The 17,722-nt window shown below is 59.5% G+C and carries 15 protein-coding genes; 6 read left to right on the forward strand and 9 right to left on the reverse strand.

Annotated features, from left to right (window positions below; translation table 11 throughout):
* The first annotated feature begins 65 nt into the window (after window positions 1–65).
* Together AC0L20_RS23255 and AC0L20_RS23260 are read left to right on the forward strand one after the other, a co-directional pair.
* Window positions 66–2,159 carry a sensor histidine kinase gene (locus AC0L20_RS23255; protein WP_473292515.1) on the forward strand — a complete coding sequence of 698 codons (2,094 nt, stop codon included), beginning with the start codon at window positions 66–68 and terminating at the stop codon, window positions 2,157–2,159.
* Entirely contained in the window at window positions 2,131–2,799 is a 669-nt protein-coding gene (locus AC0L20_RS23260) for a response regulator (protein WP_473292519.1), read from the forward strand. Before AC0L20_RS23255 ends, AC0L20_RS23260 begins: the two co-directional genes overlap by 29 nt.
* Window positions 2,800–3,494: 695 nt before the next feature.
* On the opposite strand, the gene AC0L20_RS23265 is transcribed toward AC0L20_RS23260, so the two are convergent.
* Entirely contained in the window at window positions 3,495–3,725 is a 231-nt protein-coding gene (locus AC0L20_RS23265; protein ID WP_354056816.1) for a hypothetical protein, read from the reverse strand.
* Between the two features lie 57 nt (window positions 3,726–3,782).
* On the opposite strand from AC0L20_RS23265, the gene AC0L20_RS23270 reads away from it, so the two are divergent.
* Together AC0L20_RS23270 and AC0L20_RS23275 are read left to right on the forward strand one after the other, a co-directional pair.
* A complete protein-coding gene (locus tag AC0L20_RS23270; protein WP_473292523.1) occupies window positions 3,783–3,983 on the forward strand; it encodes a hypothetical protein in 201 nt (66 codons plus the stop codon).
* Window positions 3,984–4,049: 66 nt separating this feature from the next.
* Window positions 4,050–5,300 carry a cation:proton antiporter gene (locus AC0L20_RS23275; RefSeq protein ID WP_473292527.1) on the forward strand — a complete coding sequence of 417 codons (1,251 nt, stop codon included), beginning with the start codon at window positions 4,050–4,052 and terminating at the stop codon, window positions 5,298–5,300.
* 57 nt (window positions 5,301–5,357) lie between these two features.
* Here the strand turns inward: AC0L20_RS23275 and AC0L20_RS23280 are convergent, their stop codons facing one another.
* Window positions 5,358–7,244, reverse strand: a complete 1,887-nt coding sequence (locus AC0L20_RS23280; protein ID WP_473292532.1) for a chloride channel protein — start codon at window positions 7,242–7,244, stop codon at window positions 5,358–5,360.
* Window positions 7,245–7,275: 31 nt separating this feature from the next.
* Window positions 7,276–8,502 carry an FAD-binding domain gene (locus AC0L20_RS23285; protein WP_473292535.1) on the reverse strand — a complete coding sequence of 409 codons (1,227 nt, stop codon included), beginning with the start codon at window positions 8,500–8,502 and terminating at the stop codon, window positions 7,276–7,278.
* Between the two features lie 230 nt (window positions 8,503–8,732).
* On the opposite strand from AC0L20_RS23285, the gene AC0L20_RS23290 reads away from it, so the two are divergent.
* Window positions 8,733–9,773: an AI-2E family transporter gene (locus AC0L20_RS23290; RefSeq protein ID WP_473292538.1), complete on the forward strand. Its 1,041-nt coding sequence runs from the start codon at window positions 8,733–8,735 to the stop codon at window positions 9,771–9,773.
* Between the two features lie 765 nt (window positions 9,774–10,538).
* A complete protein-coding gene (locus AC0L20_RS23295; protein WP_473292541.1) occupies window positions 10,539–11,063 on the forward strand; it encodes a DUF421 domain-containing protein in 525 nt (174 codons plus the stop codon).
* A gap of 29 nt (window positions 11,064–11,092) precedes the next feature.
* On the opposite strand, the gene AC0L20_RS23300 is transcribed toward AC0L20_RS23295, so the two are convergent.
* The 6 genes from AC0L20_RS23300 to AC0L20_RS23325 form a co-directional block, all read right to left on the reverse strand.
* Entirely contained in the window at window positions 11,093–11,851 is a 759-nt protein-coding gene (locus AC0L20_RS23300; RefSeq protein WP_473292543.1) for a ZIP family metal transporter, read from the reverse strand.
* A 142-nt stretch (window positions 11,852–11,993) separates the two neighbouring features.
* A complete protein-coding gene (locus AC0L20_RS23305) occupies window positions 11,994–12,995 on the reverse strand; it encodes a mechanosensitive ion channel family protein (protein ID WP_473292546.1) in 1,002 nt (333 codons plus the stop codon).
* Window positions 12,996–13,119: 124 nt separating this feature from the next.
* Window positions 13,120–13,842: a DUF4396 domain-containing protein gene (locus tag AC0L20_RS23310; protein ID WP_473292548.1), complete on the reverse strand. Its 723-nt coding sequence runs from the start codon at window positions 13,840–13,842 to the stop codon at window positions 13,120–13,122.
* A gap of 123 nt (window positions 13,843–13,965) precedes the next feature.
* Complete coding sequence (locus AC0L20_RS23315; RefSeq protein ID WP_473292550.1) at window positions 13,966–14,748, reverse strand: Crp/Fnr family transcriptional regulator; 783 nt, start codon at window positions 14,746–14,748, stop codon at window positions 13,966–13,968.
* Window positions 14,749–14,846: 98 nt separating this feature from the next.
* Window positions 14,847–16,631: a glycoside hydrolase family 15 protein gene (locus AC0L20_RS23320; protein ID WP_473292552.1), complete on the reverse strand. Its 1,785-nt coding sequence runs from the start codon at window positions 16,629–16,631 to the stop codon at window positions 14,847–14,849.
* Between the two features lie 6 nt (window positions 16,632–16,637).
* Window positions 16,638–17,699, reverse strand: a complete 1,062-nt coding sequence (locus AC0L20_RS23325) for an SDR family oxidoreductase (RefSeq protein ID WP_473292556.1) — start codon at window positions 17,697–17,699, stop codon at window positions 16,638–16,640.
* Window positions 17,700–17,722: the final 23 nt, after the last annotated feature.

Genomic DNA, 17,722 nt, shown 5'->3' on the forward strand with positions numbered 1-17,722 from the left:
GGTGACCGATAGAACTGTCGGGAAAAACCTGACAAGAACCAGAAACATCGAGGAAGTGCCAGCACGTGGGCGTTTTGCTGTCTCATTTGATACCCACCCGCAAGGAGGCGCCCACCTCAATCTCCCGGCGCGCAGCCCGCCGCCCCTTGATCCTCGTCTTCATCGCGGCAGCGATGCCTCTTGCGCTTTTTGCGGGTTGGGTCGTTTTCCTGAACGCGCAGCAGCAGCGCAGGGGCTCTCAGGCTGCCGCCGTGGAGACGCTCGATAGCGTCGTCAACCGGCTTGCCTCCGAGATCAGTCTCCAGCTCGAGATCGCCGAAACCGTCGCGGCTTCCGCAACACTCGACAAGCCGGACCTCGACGCGTTCTATCGCGAAGCGACGCGTGTCAACGAAGCACGTCCTCTTTGGCAGACGATTCAGCTCGTCGATCCTGACGGGAATCAGGTGCTTGATGTCAGCCGTCCGCTCGGAGATGGGATGCGCGCCACCGCCGACCGAGAGAACTTCGAACAGATCCTGAAAACGAGAAAGCCGGCGATCGGCGGTATTGGGCCGCGTGGTCCCATCACCGGCAAACGCGTGGTGGCCGTCAGGGCCCCCGTTGAGCGCGATGGACAATTGAAGTTTGTACTCACGGTGGCCCTGGTGCCCGATGCAATAAGCCAGATTTTGAAGAGCGCAGGAGCCCCGGCCGGCTGGGTGGGTTTCGTGGTCGATGCCAAGGGGAACATCGTCGCCCGCACCTTCGGTGAACAATCCGAACTCGGACAATCTGCCAGCGCTACGGTCCGCCAGGCGATAGCCTCAGCGCCAGAAGGAAGCTACGTCAAAACCACGCCTGCCGGCGAACAAGTCGACTCGATCTACAAAGTCATCCCTGGAACCAGCGGATGGTCGGTCCATTTCGGAATACCGACGCAGGAACTGAATGGTCCCGTCCAGCGCTCAGCCATTTTCCTTGCCGGGGGTGGGGTATTGAGCTTCGTCTTGGCTCTGACTTTGGCCTGGTACACCATACGCGACATTTCGCTTCGCCGGCGCGAGCAAGAGGCGCAGGCAGCATTGGCACTCAGCGCAAGTGAAGAGCGACGGAGGCTGACGATCGATGCCGCAGATCTCGGCGTGTTCAGCTGTGATTTTGCGAGCAGAGAAGCGATCGTGTCGCCCCGCGCCCGGGAGATGCTCCGGATAGACGGTTCGCGCTCCGAAGGAGATACGATCCTTCCGATGGATCGGATACTGAGCTGTATTGATCCCGCCGACCAGCGGAACTTTGAGGCTTCCTTGCTGAGTTGCCGTTCGGGAAACGTGGCGATTGCAGATTTCCGGACCGCTCCCCCTCACAGCCGGTGGCTGCGGGCCAGCGGACGGCTGTCTCGCATCGATGATAAGAACTTGGACGTCGTGTATGGCGTCATTCTGGATATCGACGAGACCAAGCGAGCCGAGCTGGAGCGACAGCAACTGCTTCGACGTCTTTCCGAAGCGGAAGAAAATGAGCGCCGTAGAATCGCAAGAGAGCTTCACGATCAGATCGGCCAGACGGTCACAGGTCTCCTTCTCGGTCTGAAGAACCTGGAGCCGCTTCTGGGCACGAGCCCGAAACGCAAGCTCGGATTGGAGAGGCTCAATTGGCTGCAAGGACTCGCGAGAGGGATTGGGCGCGATATCCATCAAATCGCCTCTGACCTGCGCCCGACTGCCCTTGACGACCTGGGCCTTTACAAGGCGCTGGAGGCATTCTGCGCGGAGATCCGGCGCCGGTTCGGGATCAGCGTTGATTTTCAGCCTCTGGGAAGAAGAGATCGTCTCGGCCAGGACGTCGAGATCGCGGTTTACCGCGCCGTCCAGGAGGCCGTGAACAACGTGGTCAAACACGCGCAAGCTCGAAACGTCAGCGTGGTCATCGACCGACGCACAGCTGAGCTTAGGATCGTCGTCGAAGACGACGGGAACGGCTTCGACTTTCAGGAATTCTCGCAGGGTGAGAGCCGCCACGCAAAATTGGGCCTGTCCGTCATCGAGGAGCGCCTCACGCTGCTCGGTGGATCTTTGGCGATTGAATCTGAACCCGGCCACGGCACCTCTCTTTTCATGAGAATACCGGTGCCAATAGAGGAGATGGGCTATGTGCCCGATCCGGATCACGTTGACTGACGATCATCCGCTTGTTCTGGCCGGAATGAAGGCGTTGCTTCAGGACGTGCATGACATTGAAATCGTCGGGGAAGCAACGGATGGACAGGCTGCCCTAGACATCATTCGCCAGGCCACACCGGACATTGCCATCCTGGACATTTCACTTCCCGGTATCAGTGGCCTCGAAGTTGCTCGCACCCTGGCGACGCAGCTTCCTCAAGTTCGTCTTCTGGCGCTGACCGTGCACGAGGATCACGCCTACGTTCAGCCGATGCTGCAAGCGGGAGCTCGCGGCTATCTGCTGAAGCGCTCTGCGGCCGACGAACTCGAGCGCGCAGTTCGCGCGATCGCTGGAGGTGGTTTGTATCTGGATCCAGCAATAGCGGAGAAAGCACTTCCATCCGCGCAGGGCGCCCACTCGTCTTCCGGCGCTTCCACAGCCGGCGAGCTGACACCGCGCGAGAGTGAGGTTCTCAGATTCATCGCACAAGGCTTCAGCAACAAGGAAATTGCCAATCAGCTAAGCATCAGCATCAAGACCGTCGAAACTTACAAGGCCAGGGCGGTCGAAAAGCTCGGACTGTTCACGCGTGCCGACATCGTGCGCTACGGCGTGGCCCTTGGCTGGTTGAGCCATTCGGGAAAGAGTGCGGATTAAGTTTGAGCGGGAAGTAGGTGGGCCAAACGGCCCTGCGTGGCATGAGGACGTCAGGATTATCCCGACAAGCCCCGCTCATCTCCTGACTGCCCGATGGGACGCCGTCCATTATCTTCCATGAAGCGGACGAGAGAACCAACGCGAATCGCCGGCCGGAACACCGTTCTTTCCGGCTTCTGCATTCCGCACGTATTGGACGGATCATGGTTGTTTGGAGGCATACATGAGAAATGTACTTTTCCGAGGACGTCCCGGTCGCCAGCTCTTTGCACAGTATGAGAAACTGCCCGGGCTCGCCACTCGGACAAGCTCGCGGCTAGATGCCCGCACGGCGAGAACCGCGGGCATTTGCCTCGCTTGCATCTACCTCACCTGTCTCCTGTTCTCGGCATACGCGATTGCTTGACGGCAATAGGCGTGTGGCAACCGACATCGAGGAATGACGGGGTCGGATTCATCGTCCCGATCCTTTGCAGGAACTCGTTTGATCATGGATACAGTCGTGGTGCTCCTGATCCTCGGTATGTTGTTCACGGCTCTTTGTGTCGCGGCGCTGGAGATCGCGGCACGTCGATTTTCCCGGACTCTTGAGCGTCAGCTTCCGATGTAAAGTGCGGCGCACCCATCTCACTGCGCGAAGATTGCTCTTATGCAAGGTGAGGGCCGCCTCGATCGACGGCCCTCCAAGTTTGCGCTTATCGGCAGACACGCACGTGCTTGACGATACGCCGACCATGATAGCCGCGAGTGACTATGGTTCGCACGGTGCAGACCCTCCGATGATGATGATAGTGATAGCCAGCCTGCATCGTCTCGGATGTTGCCGCGGCGCCGACCGGTGGCGCCATCATCGCATTGGCAGGAACCAAGAACTGAGTGCCCGCAAGCAAAGCAGCGGCCGCAAATCCATAGGCGATTTTCTTCATAGCTTTTCCTTGTCGTACGCCCCCTCCGCACTTCTATGTCGGTCCAATGAATGCGGAGTGAACGACGATACTGACAATCGTCGTCGCGATCTTTCGCCGCAGATGCAGAAAATGGATAGCTGCTCCCGCCGCTGCGAGGTGCTTGGATCGAGGCTTATCCCAATCCGCTTAGATGTCCCGCAGGAACTGCCGAAGTTGCTTTTTGCTTATTCACGTCTCAAAAGTCGCTATCTCGAACGCACTACCCTCACCGGCTAGAGCGAACAGCGGCCTTAACGGGAGGGAGTGAACAGGCACTCTCGCCAGAGCACAAGGGAGCCTGCCGTGCTTTCGCTGATGGATATCGCTGCCGTTCTGCTTACATTGTCTGCCGTCTTCGGCTGGCTCAATCACAAGTTCCTGCCGCTCTCCCGCAGCGTAGGTCTTCTTTTGATGAGTGTCCTGACGTCGCTGCTGATGATCGGTCTGGATGCAGCGGTTCCGACAGTTCATCTGCTAAACCAGCTTGCCGACGGACTCCGACAGATCGACTTTACCGAAGTCGTCGTCAACGGAATGCTTGCATTTCTGCTGTTCGCCGGCGCGTTGCACGTAGATCTGGACACACTCAGAAGCCGCGCCATTCCGGTATTTATTCTGGCCGTTCTCGGCACCTCGATCTCAACCGTCCTCATAGGCCTGATGTTCTGGTTCATCTGCGGCCTTGTGAACCTACCGGTATCGTTGGCTTGGGCATTCGTGTTCGGCGCATTGATCAGCCCGACTGACCCCGTTGCTGTCCTGAGTACGCTTCGCAACACCAAAGTGCCGAAAGAGCTGCAGATCGAGACGGAAGGCGAGGCATTGTTCAACGACGGCGTCGGGATTGTTCTGTTCACGATCATGCTTCGCTTTGCGAGCACCGGAGACGGCGCTCAGGTGTCGGCTGCCGATGTCGCTGAGTTACTTGTTCGCGAAGCTGGTGGCGGAATAGTGCTGGGCTTGTTGACTGGCTATGTTGCGTATCGCGCGATGCGGCTCATCGACGACTACGCCATAGAGGTACTGATCTCCCTCGCGCTCGTCACCGGAACATACGCACTTGCGTTACATCTGCACGTCAGCGGGCCGCTCTCCATGGTCGCCGCAGGCCTCCTCATCGGCGACCGAGGACCGCGATATGCGATGAGCGAGCGGACACAAGGATATCTCTTCGCGCTCTGGACCCTCATCGACGAAATCCTCAATTCCGTCCTTTTTCTGCTTATCGGGCTCGAGACCTTGATACTGCGCTTTGATCTTCGCAGCCTTGGCCTGGCAGCAGCGTCAATTCCAATCGTTCTCTTCGCCCGGTTTGTCTCCGTTTCAGTCCAACCGTTTTTGTTCGGATGGACTCAGCTGCTTTCCCTGCGCAACGCGCCCTTTCTCACCTGGGCGGGCGTTCGAGGCGGGATTTCAGTTGCACTCGCCCTATCAATCCCGGATAGCCCGGCCAAGGCCGCCATGCTCGCCTCAACCTATGCGGTCGTCCTGTTCAGCATCATCATTCAAGGCTCGACTCTAGGCTGGGTGGCAAAGCGGACTGTCGGACAATAGGTCTCGTCTCCAATGACCCTTCAAGCGCAGGCGACAAGCGCCTCATTTTTGAACGGATCAATCCTCATAGCTGTCGATGACGGCATCGGCGATCACGCGTTTGGTGAGGACGCCAACGATATCGTTCACGCGCGGGCGCGAGGCAGAGCGGACAACAATTGCCGCCCCGGCCCGATGGCGCTTCAACCTGGCAAACACCAAGCTCAAAAGGTCCTGATCGCGGCAAATGACCATTCGCCGCTCGACGAATTGCTCGACCATGAGAGCTGGGTTCGATTGCGACTCCGCCCATAAGCCGGAACGTGGTGGGATCAGCCCGACAATCCGGCCTTCGCGCTCAACCACGATAGGAAGTGCATCATCCATATCTTCCGCAGCCATAGCCTGTTTTAGTGTCGTTCCTACTCCGGCGACGATAAAGCGCCTCTCCATGATGTCCTGGGCCTGCTTCACCAGATAGAGGTTGATATGCCGCTCCTTCGGAATGCGGTGCCCGCGGTGGCGCAGCTTGATCGTGTAGATCGTCTCGTTGACGAGTGCACGCCTGACGCCTGCAGCCAACGCCACCGCAACGATCACCGGAACGATGATTGCGTAATCGCGGGTCATCTCGAAGACCATCACGATCGCCGTCATGACGCCGCCCGTACCTGCACCGACGATGGCCGCCATTCCAATGATCGCGGCCGAAGATGGCGTTAGCCCTGAATGAGGCAGGATTGGATTGGTTGCAGCGGCAAAGGCGGCCCCCAGCGTGGCGCCAAGGTAAAGCGATGGCGAGAAGATCCCGCCCGACGCCCCGCAGCCGAGGCTGACCGTCGTTGCCAACAGCTTCAGCACGAACAGCAGCGCCAGTAACCCCGCCGCCGTCATCTTGTGGTCCAGTATCTCCTGAATGACGGAGTAGCCGACGCCGTCGACGTAGGAGTGGCCAAAGGCATGGGTGAGCACCACCATCATCAGGCCGATTGACGACATGCCGATGATATTTTGAACATACTCGTTGCCAGACAGCTTCGGAAACCCGTCTTCCATGAAGACGAGCAGACGGATAAACGCCCAGGCTGCCGCTCCAGACAGCAAGCCAAGCAGGAGAAATGCGAGAGCTTCCTGCGCATTGAAGGATGCGACCATGCTGAATTGCACATCCGGAACCGAAAAGGCCGGGTCCGGACCGATCAGGATGCGCCCGATCGTCGTCGCAGCCCCCGTGGCCACGACGACTGGGAGGAATGTCCGGTTTGAAACTTCCGGCAGAAGAATTTCCAGAGCAAACAGCACGCCGCCCAGCGGAGTATTGAAGGTTGCGGCAATGCCCGCGCCCGCGCCCGCGGACAGCAGCGTGATCCTCTGCCGGGTCGAGAGCCCGATGAATTGAGCAAAGGCTGAGCCAAGGGCTGAGCCTATCTGAATGATAGGGCCTTCGCGCCCGACGGCGGCGCCGCTTCCGATCGATATTGCGGACGCCAGCGCCTTTATCAAAGCTACCGAACCCCGAATTTTGCCGCGCTTGTAGAATATGGCGTCCATCACTTCGGGTACGCCATGTCCCTTTGCTTCTGGAGCGAACCGCCGGACGAGAAAAACGACGATGAGGCCGCCGATCACAGGCGCAAGAAGAACAAAGTCGCCGAAAGGACTGGGTCCCTCACTGACGTTTGCGTCGTAAACGACGCTCAGCCTGCCATTGTAAGACAAATTGTGCACGAGGCCGATCAGCGCGCGAAAGCCGACGGCGCCAAGTCCGGTCATGACGCCAATCACCAAGGCGAGCGCGCAAAGCACGAGAAGGCTGACCTTCCGCTCTTCAGCAAACGGCTTGATGCTGCTGCCGATCAGGGCTTTTCGCGTGCCGTAAGTCAGGACCGAGGGCATTTGACCACTATTGCGCACAGACACCGATATGAACTCTGGTTCCGAAAGCCGGTTCCTGCCGAGAGGCATGGCGACAATCCGCGCCCATCGAGCCTCCACGTCACCGCCATTGGACGCCCTTGTTGGTTGCCCGTCGATTCATGGTGCCCGCCCAACGGTAGTCAGGAAGCTCCAGTTCGTCGGCGATGTCCCGCCCAATTGCGAGCCTCGCCAGCCCCGATATCGAGAAGCTTCTGACCACGACGTTGCGGAAGAGCATTCCCACACGCGTTCTCGGCGCCAGGGCTCCGGCAAAGCGCTCCGCACCCCGCTGTTTCCGGCCTATATAGCTCTTCAGCCGCGCCTCGTATCCCGCAAACGCCTCCAAATATCGTCCACCGGACAGGGCGAGTTCACCGACCAAGACATAAGCTGAAATCATCGCCAGCGCCGATCCCTGCCCTGCCAGGAGCGAGACGCAGAAAGCGGCATCACCAATGAGCGCCACCCGACCTCGTGACCAGTTCGGCATCCTGATCTGACTGACGGTGTCGAAATAGAGTTCACCGGCGCGCTCCAGTTCGGCGAGCATCTGATCGCACTCCCAGCCGTCTCCGCCATAGATTTCCCGAAGGAGCGCCTTTTGCGAGGCCGGCGTTTCCGGCAAAACTGACTGGTGCTCGGCAAACACCAAGAGAAACAATGTACGATCGTCACGCAGCGTGAAGCGGCCTACCATGCGGCCCGGCTGACCGTAGATCAGATACACATCCTCGTCGCGCGGTCGATAGCCGTGAGTTTCGAAGGCGGCCACGGTATACCCCAGACGCCGCTCGAATTGAGCCTGTGGTCCAAAGACCAGATTGCGCACGGCTGAATGCAGGCCGTCTGCCCCGACGAGAAGGTCGAACCTGCGCCTGCCGCCGTGCTTCAGTTGGACTTCGACGCAATCTGGTTTCTCTTCGACGAGAATGATCTCGTCTCCGAAAATGGCTTCGACGCCGCTGGCCCGTTCGAACAGCATGCGCGAGAGGTCACTGCGCTGAAGAGTAACGTATCGTCCATTCGTCAACTCGGAGAAGACGTCGGTACCGAAGCCGGCCAGCCGACGGCCAGCTTCATCTACGATCCGAAACTCTCGGGCGTAGTAGCCGTCGCGATTGATCTCCGGCATCAATCCCATCCGTTCAGCGATGGTGTAGCCGAGCCCCCAAAAATCGATGACATAGCCTCCGCTCCGTAGAGCGGAGGCACGCTCGAGGAGCGTCGGCTGGAACCCGGCTGCTTTCAACCAATAGGCAAGCGTGGGTCCGGCAATTCCAACCCCGGAGATTAGAACGCTGTACATGCCATCTCCTCAGAAACGAACGACGATCAGCAACACGATGCCCGACTCGCTCTGGTGCTTCGGCGGTCTTCGGACGAGAATTAGTCGCTTGCGTACAAGAACGTTTGAGGCCGCAACAGAGTATTACATACATCGCGACGCGATCGCCGCGATGATGTTCCGAGTAGTCTCGCCTGCGCAACTTCAATGTCGAGCTTCGGAATCTGGACTGTTCCGACAAAGGAGACGAATTGGAAGACAAATTGACTGTTCATGTGAGGCATATCGAGCGCACCCTTCGTGTAAGCGCAATCGCTCTATTTCTCGCGCTCTCGGTCTGGCTGCTTCGCGACATACTGTTGCTCTTGTTCAGCGCCGTGGTCATCGCTTGCGTTTTGCGGGGCGCCAGCAACGCGGTCCGTCGGGTCACGCGCCTCGGGCCATACACGTCTTTGATTTCCGTCATTCTTGTGACAGGGCTCGCACTCGGTGCGCTGCTGTGGTGGCGCGGCAGCGCCATTTTCATCCAGGCCGACGAGATCAGCCAGCAACTGAGAACCCAACTGGCACGGATCTGGAGCGAACTGCAAAACAGCTCGTGGGGTTCGATTTTGGCTCAACAGTTGCAGATCGCCGGAAAGTCTCTGCGCACTGGCCTGACAGGCTACGTCACCGGCGTCGTTGGCTCCGTTCTCGGCATAGGTGGCACTCTCGTCGTGACGGCGGCGACAGCGATATTCCTCGCTGCGTCGCCCCAATTGTATCTCGAAGGCTCGCTTCGTTTGCTTCCAATGGCCTGGCGACCTCGCGGCCGAGAAGTTGCCGGAGAGCTCGGCGCTACGCTTAGGCTCTGGTTTCTTGGTCAACTCGTCGACATGCTGATAGTTGGTCTGCTCCTCGGACTGGGCCTTCTCCTCATCGGTTCGCCCTTGCCACTATCACTGGCCCTGCTGGCGGCCCTTCTGAACTTCGTGCCATACATCGGGGCACTTGCAGGCGCAGTGCCGGCGATCCTCGTGGCTCTGGCACAGTCTCCTGCTCTTGCCGCTTGGGTCGCTCTCTTGTTTTTGACGATCCAGCTGTTGGAGGGAAATGTCATCGCACCATGGATTCAGAAACGAACTGTCTCGCTGCCACCCGCACTGACGATACTTTCCCAAACGATCCTTGGCACTCTCTTTGGTTTGATCGGACTGATCGTTGCCACGCCCTTGATCGCCGTTCTGCTCGTTGCTGTCCGCATGATCTATGTCGAAGGCTTCCTGGAGCGCGAGAGTAAACAGGCTGCCTAGTTCAGGAACACTGCTGAAAAGGTGCGGAGGCCACGGAGTTGGTACGGTGTCGTACACTCGCGTGTCTGACCGGCAATCGGCGCGACATAGTGTCCCGAACCCTTGACCCGAGAAACCAAGATTGCAGGCTGATGTTGAGACCGCATTCTGAAATTACAGGAGCCACAGATGCGGAGACTCACACTTGCCCTTTCTCTCACCGGCCTGATCGCAATTTCTCCTGTCAGCAGTAGCCAGGCTGCGCCTCTGACACCGCTCTCGGCAGCCGCGAGCTCCACGCAGCACACGTCGGCAGTGCAGGATAATCTGACGCAGGTTCGATGGCGTGGCGGTTGGGGAATCGGCGCCGGCCTGCTGGCAGGAGCCTTGATCGGCTCAGCCTTTGCGACCCCGTATTATGAGGAATATCCGCCGTACTATGGCTACAGATACCCCTACGGCTACGGTGGGTACTATCCGGCTTACTCCTATACACCTTACTGGGGCGGTTATGGTTGGAGACCGCGGCCATACGCCTGGGGCCCGCGCCCCTGGCGCTATAGCTATGGCTGGTCCGCGCCGAGGCCATGGGGATATACGGTCCGGCGCGCGCAACCTTGGCGTCATAGCTACGGATGGGCGCCGCGGCACTATCGGCACCACCATCACGGCGTGATCCGTGCGCACCATCGGTGGTGACGCGCTCCGGGTTTAGCAAGGTGCCCGGCGCATTCAGTCATCGGAGAACTGCGCCGGGCAACAGGCACTCTGTTGGGAAGCCACTGTATGACTGGATTTGGTCCGAGTTGGCAAGCGCTCATCCACGCCGCAGTGGCCGCTGTGCTCTCGTATTTCGTGCTCATCATTCTGATCCGCGCCTTCGGTCAGCGCGCGCTGGCAAAATGGAACGCCTTCGGCTTCATGGTCACGATCGCGCTCGGCTCTGCGATGGCAACGGGCATCTTATCCGCACGCGTTTCAATCCTGCAAAGTACTCTGGCATTTGCTCTTCTCCTGGGCTTGCAGCTGATGTTCGCCACCATCTACACTCGCTGGCCTCGCGTTCGCGGCATATTTAACCCTCCACCCGAGCTTATCTTTCGTCACGGCAAATTCATCGCTTCAAGAATGAAGAGACACCGGATTGCGGAGCAGGACGTCCGCGCCGCGGTCCGCTCGCGGGGGATCGACCGCATTGAAGATGTTGATGCGGTCGTACTCGAATCCAATGGTTCTCTGAGTGTCCTTAAATCGGTTCACCCGGGAGCTTCGGCACTGCTAGACGTCACCGACGATGGACGGTCCTCATAATGGGAAATCCGCGTCACCACTGTCGCAGTTCAATGGGCCGGACCAGAACCGTTGGAAAGGGTAAAGGCCACCAGGAGTCCGGAAACGACCAGTACTCCCGTGAATTTGCGATCGCCCTCGACGGCTTCGGGGATCATCGTATTGACGACCATCGTCAGCAGTGCGCCCGCTGCAACCGCATCGACCGTCCCCACAATTCTCGGCGGCGCGCCGCCCAGAAACGCAGCGCCAGCCGCTGATGCCAACCCCGAAAGCACCGCAATAGCGCTCCACAATCCGAATATATATCCGGCCGACCTTCCGGCAGATCGCATCCCAAGGGCGCTGGACAGCCCTTCGGGAAAATTCGACCGAAAAATCGCGGAGAGCATGGCGATGCTGACGCCTTGGCCGCTGAGTAGTCCGAGGCCGAGGACAACACTTTCGGGAATTCCGTCAAGTAATGAACCGATCGCTATTGCGAGGCCACCTCCCTCGCCCGCGTTTCTCTGCTCGTTGCCGGAACGTTTGCGGCAATGGCCGCCCTGCTGTGATACGATCCAGTCGGCGACAGCGTACGAGACCGATCCAGCGAGCGCGCCGCCCACAATTGGCCAAATACCGCCCTCGTGCAAGCCATCCTCCAGCAGATCGTAGGCCACGGCCGATATGAGGACTCCGCAACCGAACGACATGATTCCGGCGGCAACAGTTCGGGGCATCTTCAGCAGAAAGGCCACCGCAGCACCTGCGATCAGGGACGAGGCTCCCAACAGTCCCCATAAGCCGGCGGTGAGCGCTAGGGACATCGAAGAATCGAGCCTCTCGCGTTGGCGGAGCCACCACTGGACGTCCCCCGACCGTCGACCGCTCGCCGGCCTGTTCGGCGCCACTCCGAACGCAACGCCACCTGAACAGCCGTGTTCCTAAGCAGACCTGGCTGAAGCGCACCTAAGAAGCAGGCGGGGCGCCGAGACGAGCATCGGCCGAGATCCGCAAGGTTGGCATTCCCACAACGTCATAAGTTGCGGACGCCACGGAGATTCCCTCTTCATCCAGGCCAGATAAGATGTCCCGGCTGATTGCGTCTTTCAGCTCGCGAACACCGTGCACGGGAGCAAGAAAGCGAAGCGTCAGCTCAAGCCAATTGTCCGTCAAGCGCCAGTAAACGCGGGGCTCGAAGTCCGACATTGCGTGTCCGTAGACGCGCTTCATCTCGTCCGAGAACTCTTCGGCCCTCGACCTAAAACCATCGGTATGTGCCCGCGCGGCATCGACCAGCAACTGCTCCACCTTTGCTCGGTCATCCTGGTATCGCACCGGCAGTTTGATCTCATCCCAAATGAACGGGAATTCCCGGGTGTAGTTGTAGACCGGCTCGTCGAACACCTTGCTGTTCGACACAGTCACGATGCGTCCGGTATATTGCCGGCTTCTAATCCACATTGCAGGCGAATCCGATTGGACGGGTGGCGGTTGCCCCATTTCAAGAATGGTAGTCTGCATGAAGCTCAGCGCGATCACGTCTCCGCGAACGCCTCCCATGACGATGCGATCGCCAAGGTTGAATGTTCGCCCCCTTAGGATAACGAAGTATCCCGCCGTTGCCGTGATGACCTTCTGCAAAGCGAAAGCGAGCCCTGCCGACAGAAGGCCAGCGGCGGTCCCGAGCCGCGCTGGATCATCAAACCAGATCGAGAGCACACCGAAAACGAGGACCACAGCAAGCAGCAGATTGATCGCCTGCCGTACCCAAAACAGGACCCTGTGCCGATTGACCAGTCCTTGCCCGAGCGCGATGACCTTACGCAGCCCCCACCCGAGCGCGAGCACGCACCCTACCAGACCTATCGTCAGGAGCAGCTTATGTGCGTTTTCGGGCGTCGCGCCGATCAGAGGGACACCGAAAAGCTTGAAACTGGGTGCGGTTGAGGGCTCCACCTCTGCTCTCATGCTGAAATTCGAGGCGCTGTGACGACGCTCCGGAAGGTCTCGGGTTCCTCGGGAGCTTGTCGGCCACAATCCGCAGCTGGAGAATTCAGAAAGGCAGGGACGAACGAGCGAGGCTCATCCTTAGTTACATGCGTTCTTTAATGCCCGCCTCTACGAGCCACCAATTCACTGGATAACTCGTGAAAAATCCCGCGATCATCGCAATCTGCATCATGAACCAAAACTCCGGCATCGACGGCTCGAGCCTTACCCCGAATAGATTCCTGAAGATCGCGAACTGGGCGATTGCCATAAAGCCGTACATACCGATCTGCCAGGCAGTCAGGGAGAGAGTGTCTGCCTTCACAGCCTGGACGATACCTGCGCCGGGTGACAAGTCGCGCATCGGTTTGATCGTGAAGTACTGAAATGCGACGCCGAGCACGAACGCGAACAGGTAATCCACAACCCAGATCGCGAAGATCTTCTCTGAAAAAATTCTTTTCCATCCGGCCCAGATCGCAATCACCGGGAACGCAAGCGCAAGGCTTTCAGCGATGATGTCCCCGAGAGTACATCCGGCTCCGCAGTGCATGGCACCTTTTGCCACCATGACAGGGAACGGAGTGCCCTTCTTGCTATCGGAGTGCTCATTTGTGTCAGTCGAAACACGTGCTGCAAGCCGCCCGAATTGGTAGTACATCCACAAGGTCAGTACGGTGCCGAACAGACCGTTGACTGGCCAGACGATGTTCATGATCCACATGCGCTGTGGATGGCGGATCAGGTCGATGGCGATTACAACCGCGCAGACAAGTCCGACGGCCAGACTAGCCAGCGCCACATCTCTAAGCCAAACTGGAATCATGGCTCCTCCGTTGCTCGGAGACGAAAACGTTCTGAAGATCGCTTTCGTTCAATTCGACTCGTGGAGTTGGCCAGGATCAAGAGCTTTATCAGGCGAGCTCTCTGCACAAGTCGTTTTCCACGTTCAATTCTCACCCGGCAGGCGGCGGCCGATCTGCCGATCATACTCGCGCTGTATCAATCCAGAGCACGAACAAGCCGAGTGCTCCAGCTGAACCCGGTCAGCCAGAGTTATCGCGGCCCGGCTGTTGCGGATGATGCCGGCCTGTTCGAGCGCTTCGAGACACTCGCTGACGCTTGCTCGACGAATCCCGAGCAATTGAGCCAAGACCGCATGAGTGATCGGCAGCTCGCTGGACCCCATCGCGTTCGCCGCAACGAGAAGCCACCGGGCAAGCCGCTGCTTGACGGAATGGAGCGAATTGCAGGCTCCCGCCTGTGAAGTCTGAAACAGGACAAGATTGATGTAAGAGAGGATCACTCCGCGGAGCACCCCAAGATCGTCGAGCGCGGCGAGAAAGGCCCGCGCCGGAATTCGCAGGGCGGTTCCGCCCACCTGAACGACCCGACGGTGCGGCGGCATCGGATCCTCAGGCGCCAATACGCAGGGCGCGCCGATCATTCCCTCCGAGCCGACCAGCCAAGCCTCTACAAAGCGCCCAGCCTCGACCTTGGCTGAGACGGATACGAGGCCGCTGCCAAGAAAGTAGACGTATTCCATCGGCAAACGCCAATGATGGAGGACCTGACGTGGCTTAAGCTCGACATCCGTCCCCATCGACTGAAGCACTGCCAGCTCGGTCTCTGGAATGCAACGCAACAGCTTGTTACGTGTCAGCAAGGGCCGAGCTGTGCCTTTAAGCTCAATCGAGCCCAAATCCGGGCCTGTCGCCTGGCCATCCTGCATGCAATGCTCCCCTAGTCCGGGGACCAGTTTGAAACCGTCCGCCACCCTTGATAGAGTACGCGCTCCAGCCCGCAGCGGTTCCCTTTTCTTGCATGCTACTATTTTCCGTGTGCCCCGCTCCTGTCTGAGGCGCTTTCTTCCAAGCGAAGGGCAGCCCGCACCAAAGCCAAATGGCTCAATCCTTGGGGGAAGTTACCAGCAAGGCGTCGATCACGAACGTTGAACTCCTCGGCTAAAAGCCCCAGTTCATTTCGCGCGTGCAACAGGTGCTCGAAGGTCCTCTCCGCTTCAGCCCGCCTCCCCTGCATGAGCTGGCATTCCGCGAGCCACCCGCTGCACGCAAGGAAAGCACCTTGACGGGTCGCCCCTGACGACCTGCGGTGAACGTAGCCTGCATGCACGAGGTCGCGCTCGATCGCTGCGATGGTGTTGCGGATGCGTTCGTCGGCAACGGGCAAAAAGCCCAGCAGAGGAAGGTTCAGAAGGCTGGCGTCAACCCCATCAGCTCCATAGTACTCTACGAAGGTTTCACGCTTGCGGTCGAAAGCTTTTTGGCAAATTTCGCGATGCATCCGGTGGCGCAACGCCGCCATCTGCTGGAGAAACTGGCGATCGGCTGCCCGATGCAAATCAGCGCAACTGACGAAACGATCCACCGCAGCCCAGGCTGAGACCTTGGAATAGGTGTAGTGACGCGAATCCCCCCTCAGCTCCCATAAACCGTGGTCAGGTTGATCCCATACGCGCGCAACGTGATCGACGACAGCTGTGATGACCTCGCTTTCCCGCTCCGTAGGCGCAATCCCGGCATTGGCTCCGGCCGCTATGGAGTTCAAGAGTTCGCCGTAGACATCAAGCTGACGCTGGGAAGCGGCCGCGTTTCCGATCCGCACGGGTCCAACGCCCGCATATCCGGGCAACCAGGACGCGGTCCATTCCTCTAACCGGCGCGAGCCGTCGACCCGGTACATGATCCGGATCTTCTCCGGTTCGGCACCGGCGGCCCTGAGAAGCCAGTCCCGGAACGCCTTGGCTTCGTCACGATAGCCAGCCTCCAGCAGAGCGGTGACTGTAAACGTCGCATCGCGCAGCCAGCAGTAACGGTAGTCCCAATTCAGGTGCGAACCCTGCGATTCCGGAAGCGAGGTGGTGGGAGCGGCGATGATGCCGCCTGAGGCTCGGAAGATCATCGCCTTGAGCGTCAAGAGCGAACGCCTGACAGCTTCAGGCCACTGTGTCTCGACTTCGAACTTCGCAATCCAACCGCGCCAATAGTCTTCCGTCGCATGCAGCGCGGCGCTCGCCGCAAGCGGCGGAGGCGGCAGCGCTGTGGCGCTGCCGTAGCGAAGGCAGAAGGCGACCTGCTCGCCTTCGCGTACTTCCACTTCACCAACGATGCACGATCCTTGGCGCGAAAGCTTCGCGGGGGAATGCAGCACCACGAGATCCGGTCCCACGAACGCAACCGCCCGGTCCTGGGCGACTTCCAGCGCAGGCCTCAAGGAGCCATAGTCGAAGCGCAGATCCAACTCGCTGCGCACCTCGACTCGTCCCGCGAGCCCGAGCACGATCCGAATCACGGCGCAGGCGCCATCGTGAATCGGCATGAAGTCGATCAGCCGGACGCGGCCGGTCGGCACCTCAAAATCGGTCTCCAGAACGAGCGTGTCGGCGCGATAGCGGCGGCTGCAGGAAGCGCTGCTGCCGGCTGGCGCGAGCTTCCAATAGCCGTTTGATCTCATGCCGAGCAAAGCCGCAAAACATGCGTCCGAGTCGAAACGTGGCCAACACAGCCAATCAATTGAACCGTTGCGGTGAAGCAGGGCGGCGGTCTGGCCGTCCCCGATCATCCCATAATCTTCAAGAGGTTTTGGCTCCGCCACCCGTGCTCACCTCGATCGCGGGTTGCGTAGACGGTGCGGCTCGATCCTCGTCTGTCTGCGTTGAGACGCGCTGGCTTGAGCGGCCAGCGCGACTGCGACGACCCCGATCAATACCGCAACAGGCCCAAGCCGTAGCAGGCTGGCAGGCGCGACGAAGGCGTGATCGACCGCTTCCGAGTCGAAGCTGCCTCGGGTGCGATGAGGGCCGTGCAGCGGCTTATCGAGATTGTCCGGCCGTCTTTCATCGATGGCGCGATCGGTCTGTTGGCCGGCGATACACGTTCGGGCGAGATAGCGATCCAGCAAACCAGGTGCGAGCATATTGCCGAAAATGACCTTGAGCGTACTGATACCAATCCAGTACTCCCTGGCAGGCCTTTGCACGGCCTTGTAGACCGCATTCGCGATCACCTCGGGCTCCACGACGGGGGCGACCGGCCGGGGCGAATGGGGCGTATGCGCTCGTGCCCAATCGAATTGCGGCGTGTTCACCGCCGGCAGCTGAAGCATGGACAGATTGATCCTGCTCCGCTCGTGAATGAGCTCGCTTCGTAGCGAATCCGTGAAGCCGCGGATGGCGTGCTTGGCGCCGCAATAGGCGGATTGCAGCGGGATGCCGCGATAGGCCAACGCCGATCCGATTTGGATGATGGTTCCCCGGTTGGCCGGCCGCATATGACGGAGAGCAGCCATCGTGCCGTGCACGAACCCGAGATAGGTTACCTCGGTGACGCGACGGAATTCATCGGGGGTCATGCGCCAAACCGGCGAGAACACCGTCACCATCGCATCATTGACCCACACGTCGATCCGACCGAACGCCGCGGCAATGCGATCAGCAGCGGCGAACATGGCAGCGGCATCTGCCACGTCGAGCGGCATGGCGATGGCTCGTCCACCCAGATCCTCGACCTCTCGCCTCACCTCCTCGAGAGCTTCGGGATCCCGCGCGACGAGACCCATCGCGCATCCTGCGCGCGCGAAACGGTGAGCCGTCGCCCTTCCGACGCCGGCGGATGCCCCGGTGATCACGACAACAAGAGGCGATGGTGCAGGCTTCTCGGGCACGCTCCTACTCCGTGGACTGGGTG

The sequence above is a fragment of the Bradyrhizobium sp. Kon58 genome (assembly GCF_055807455.1).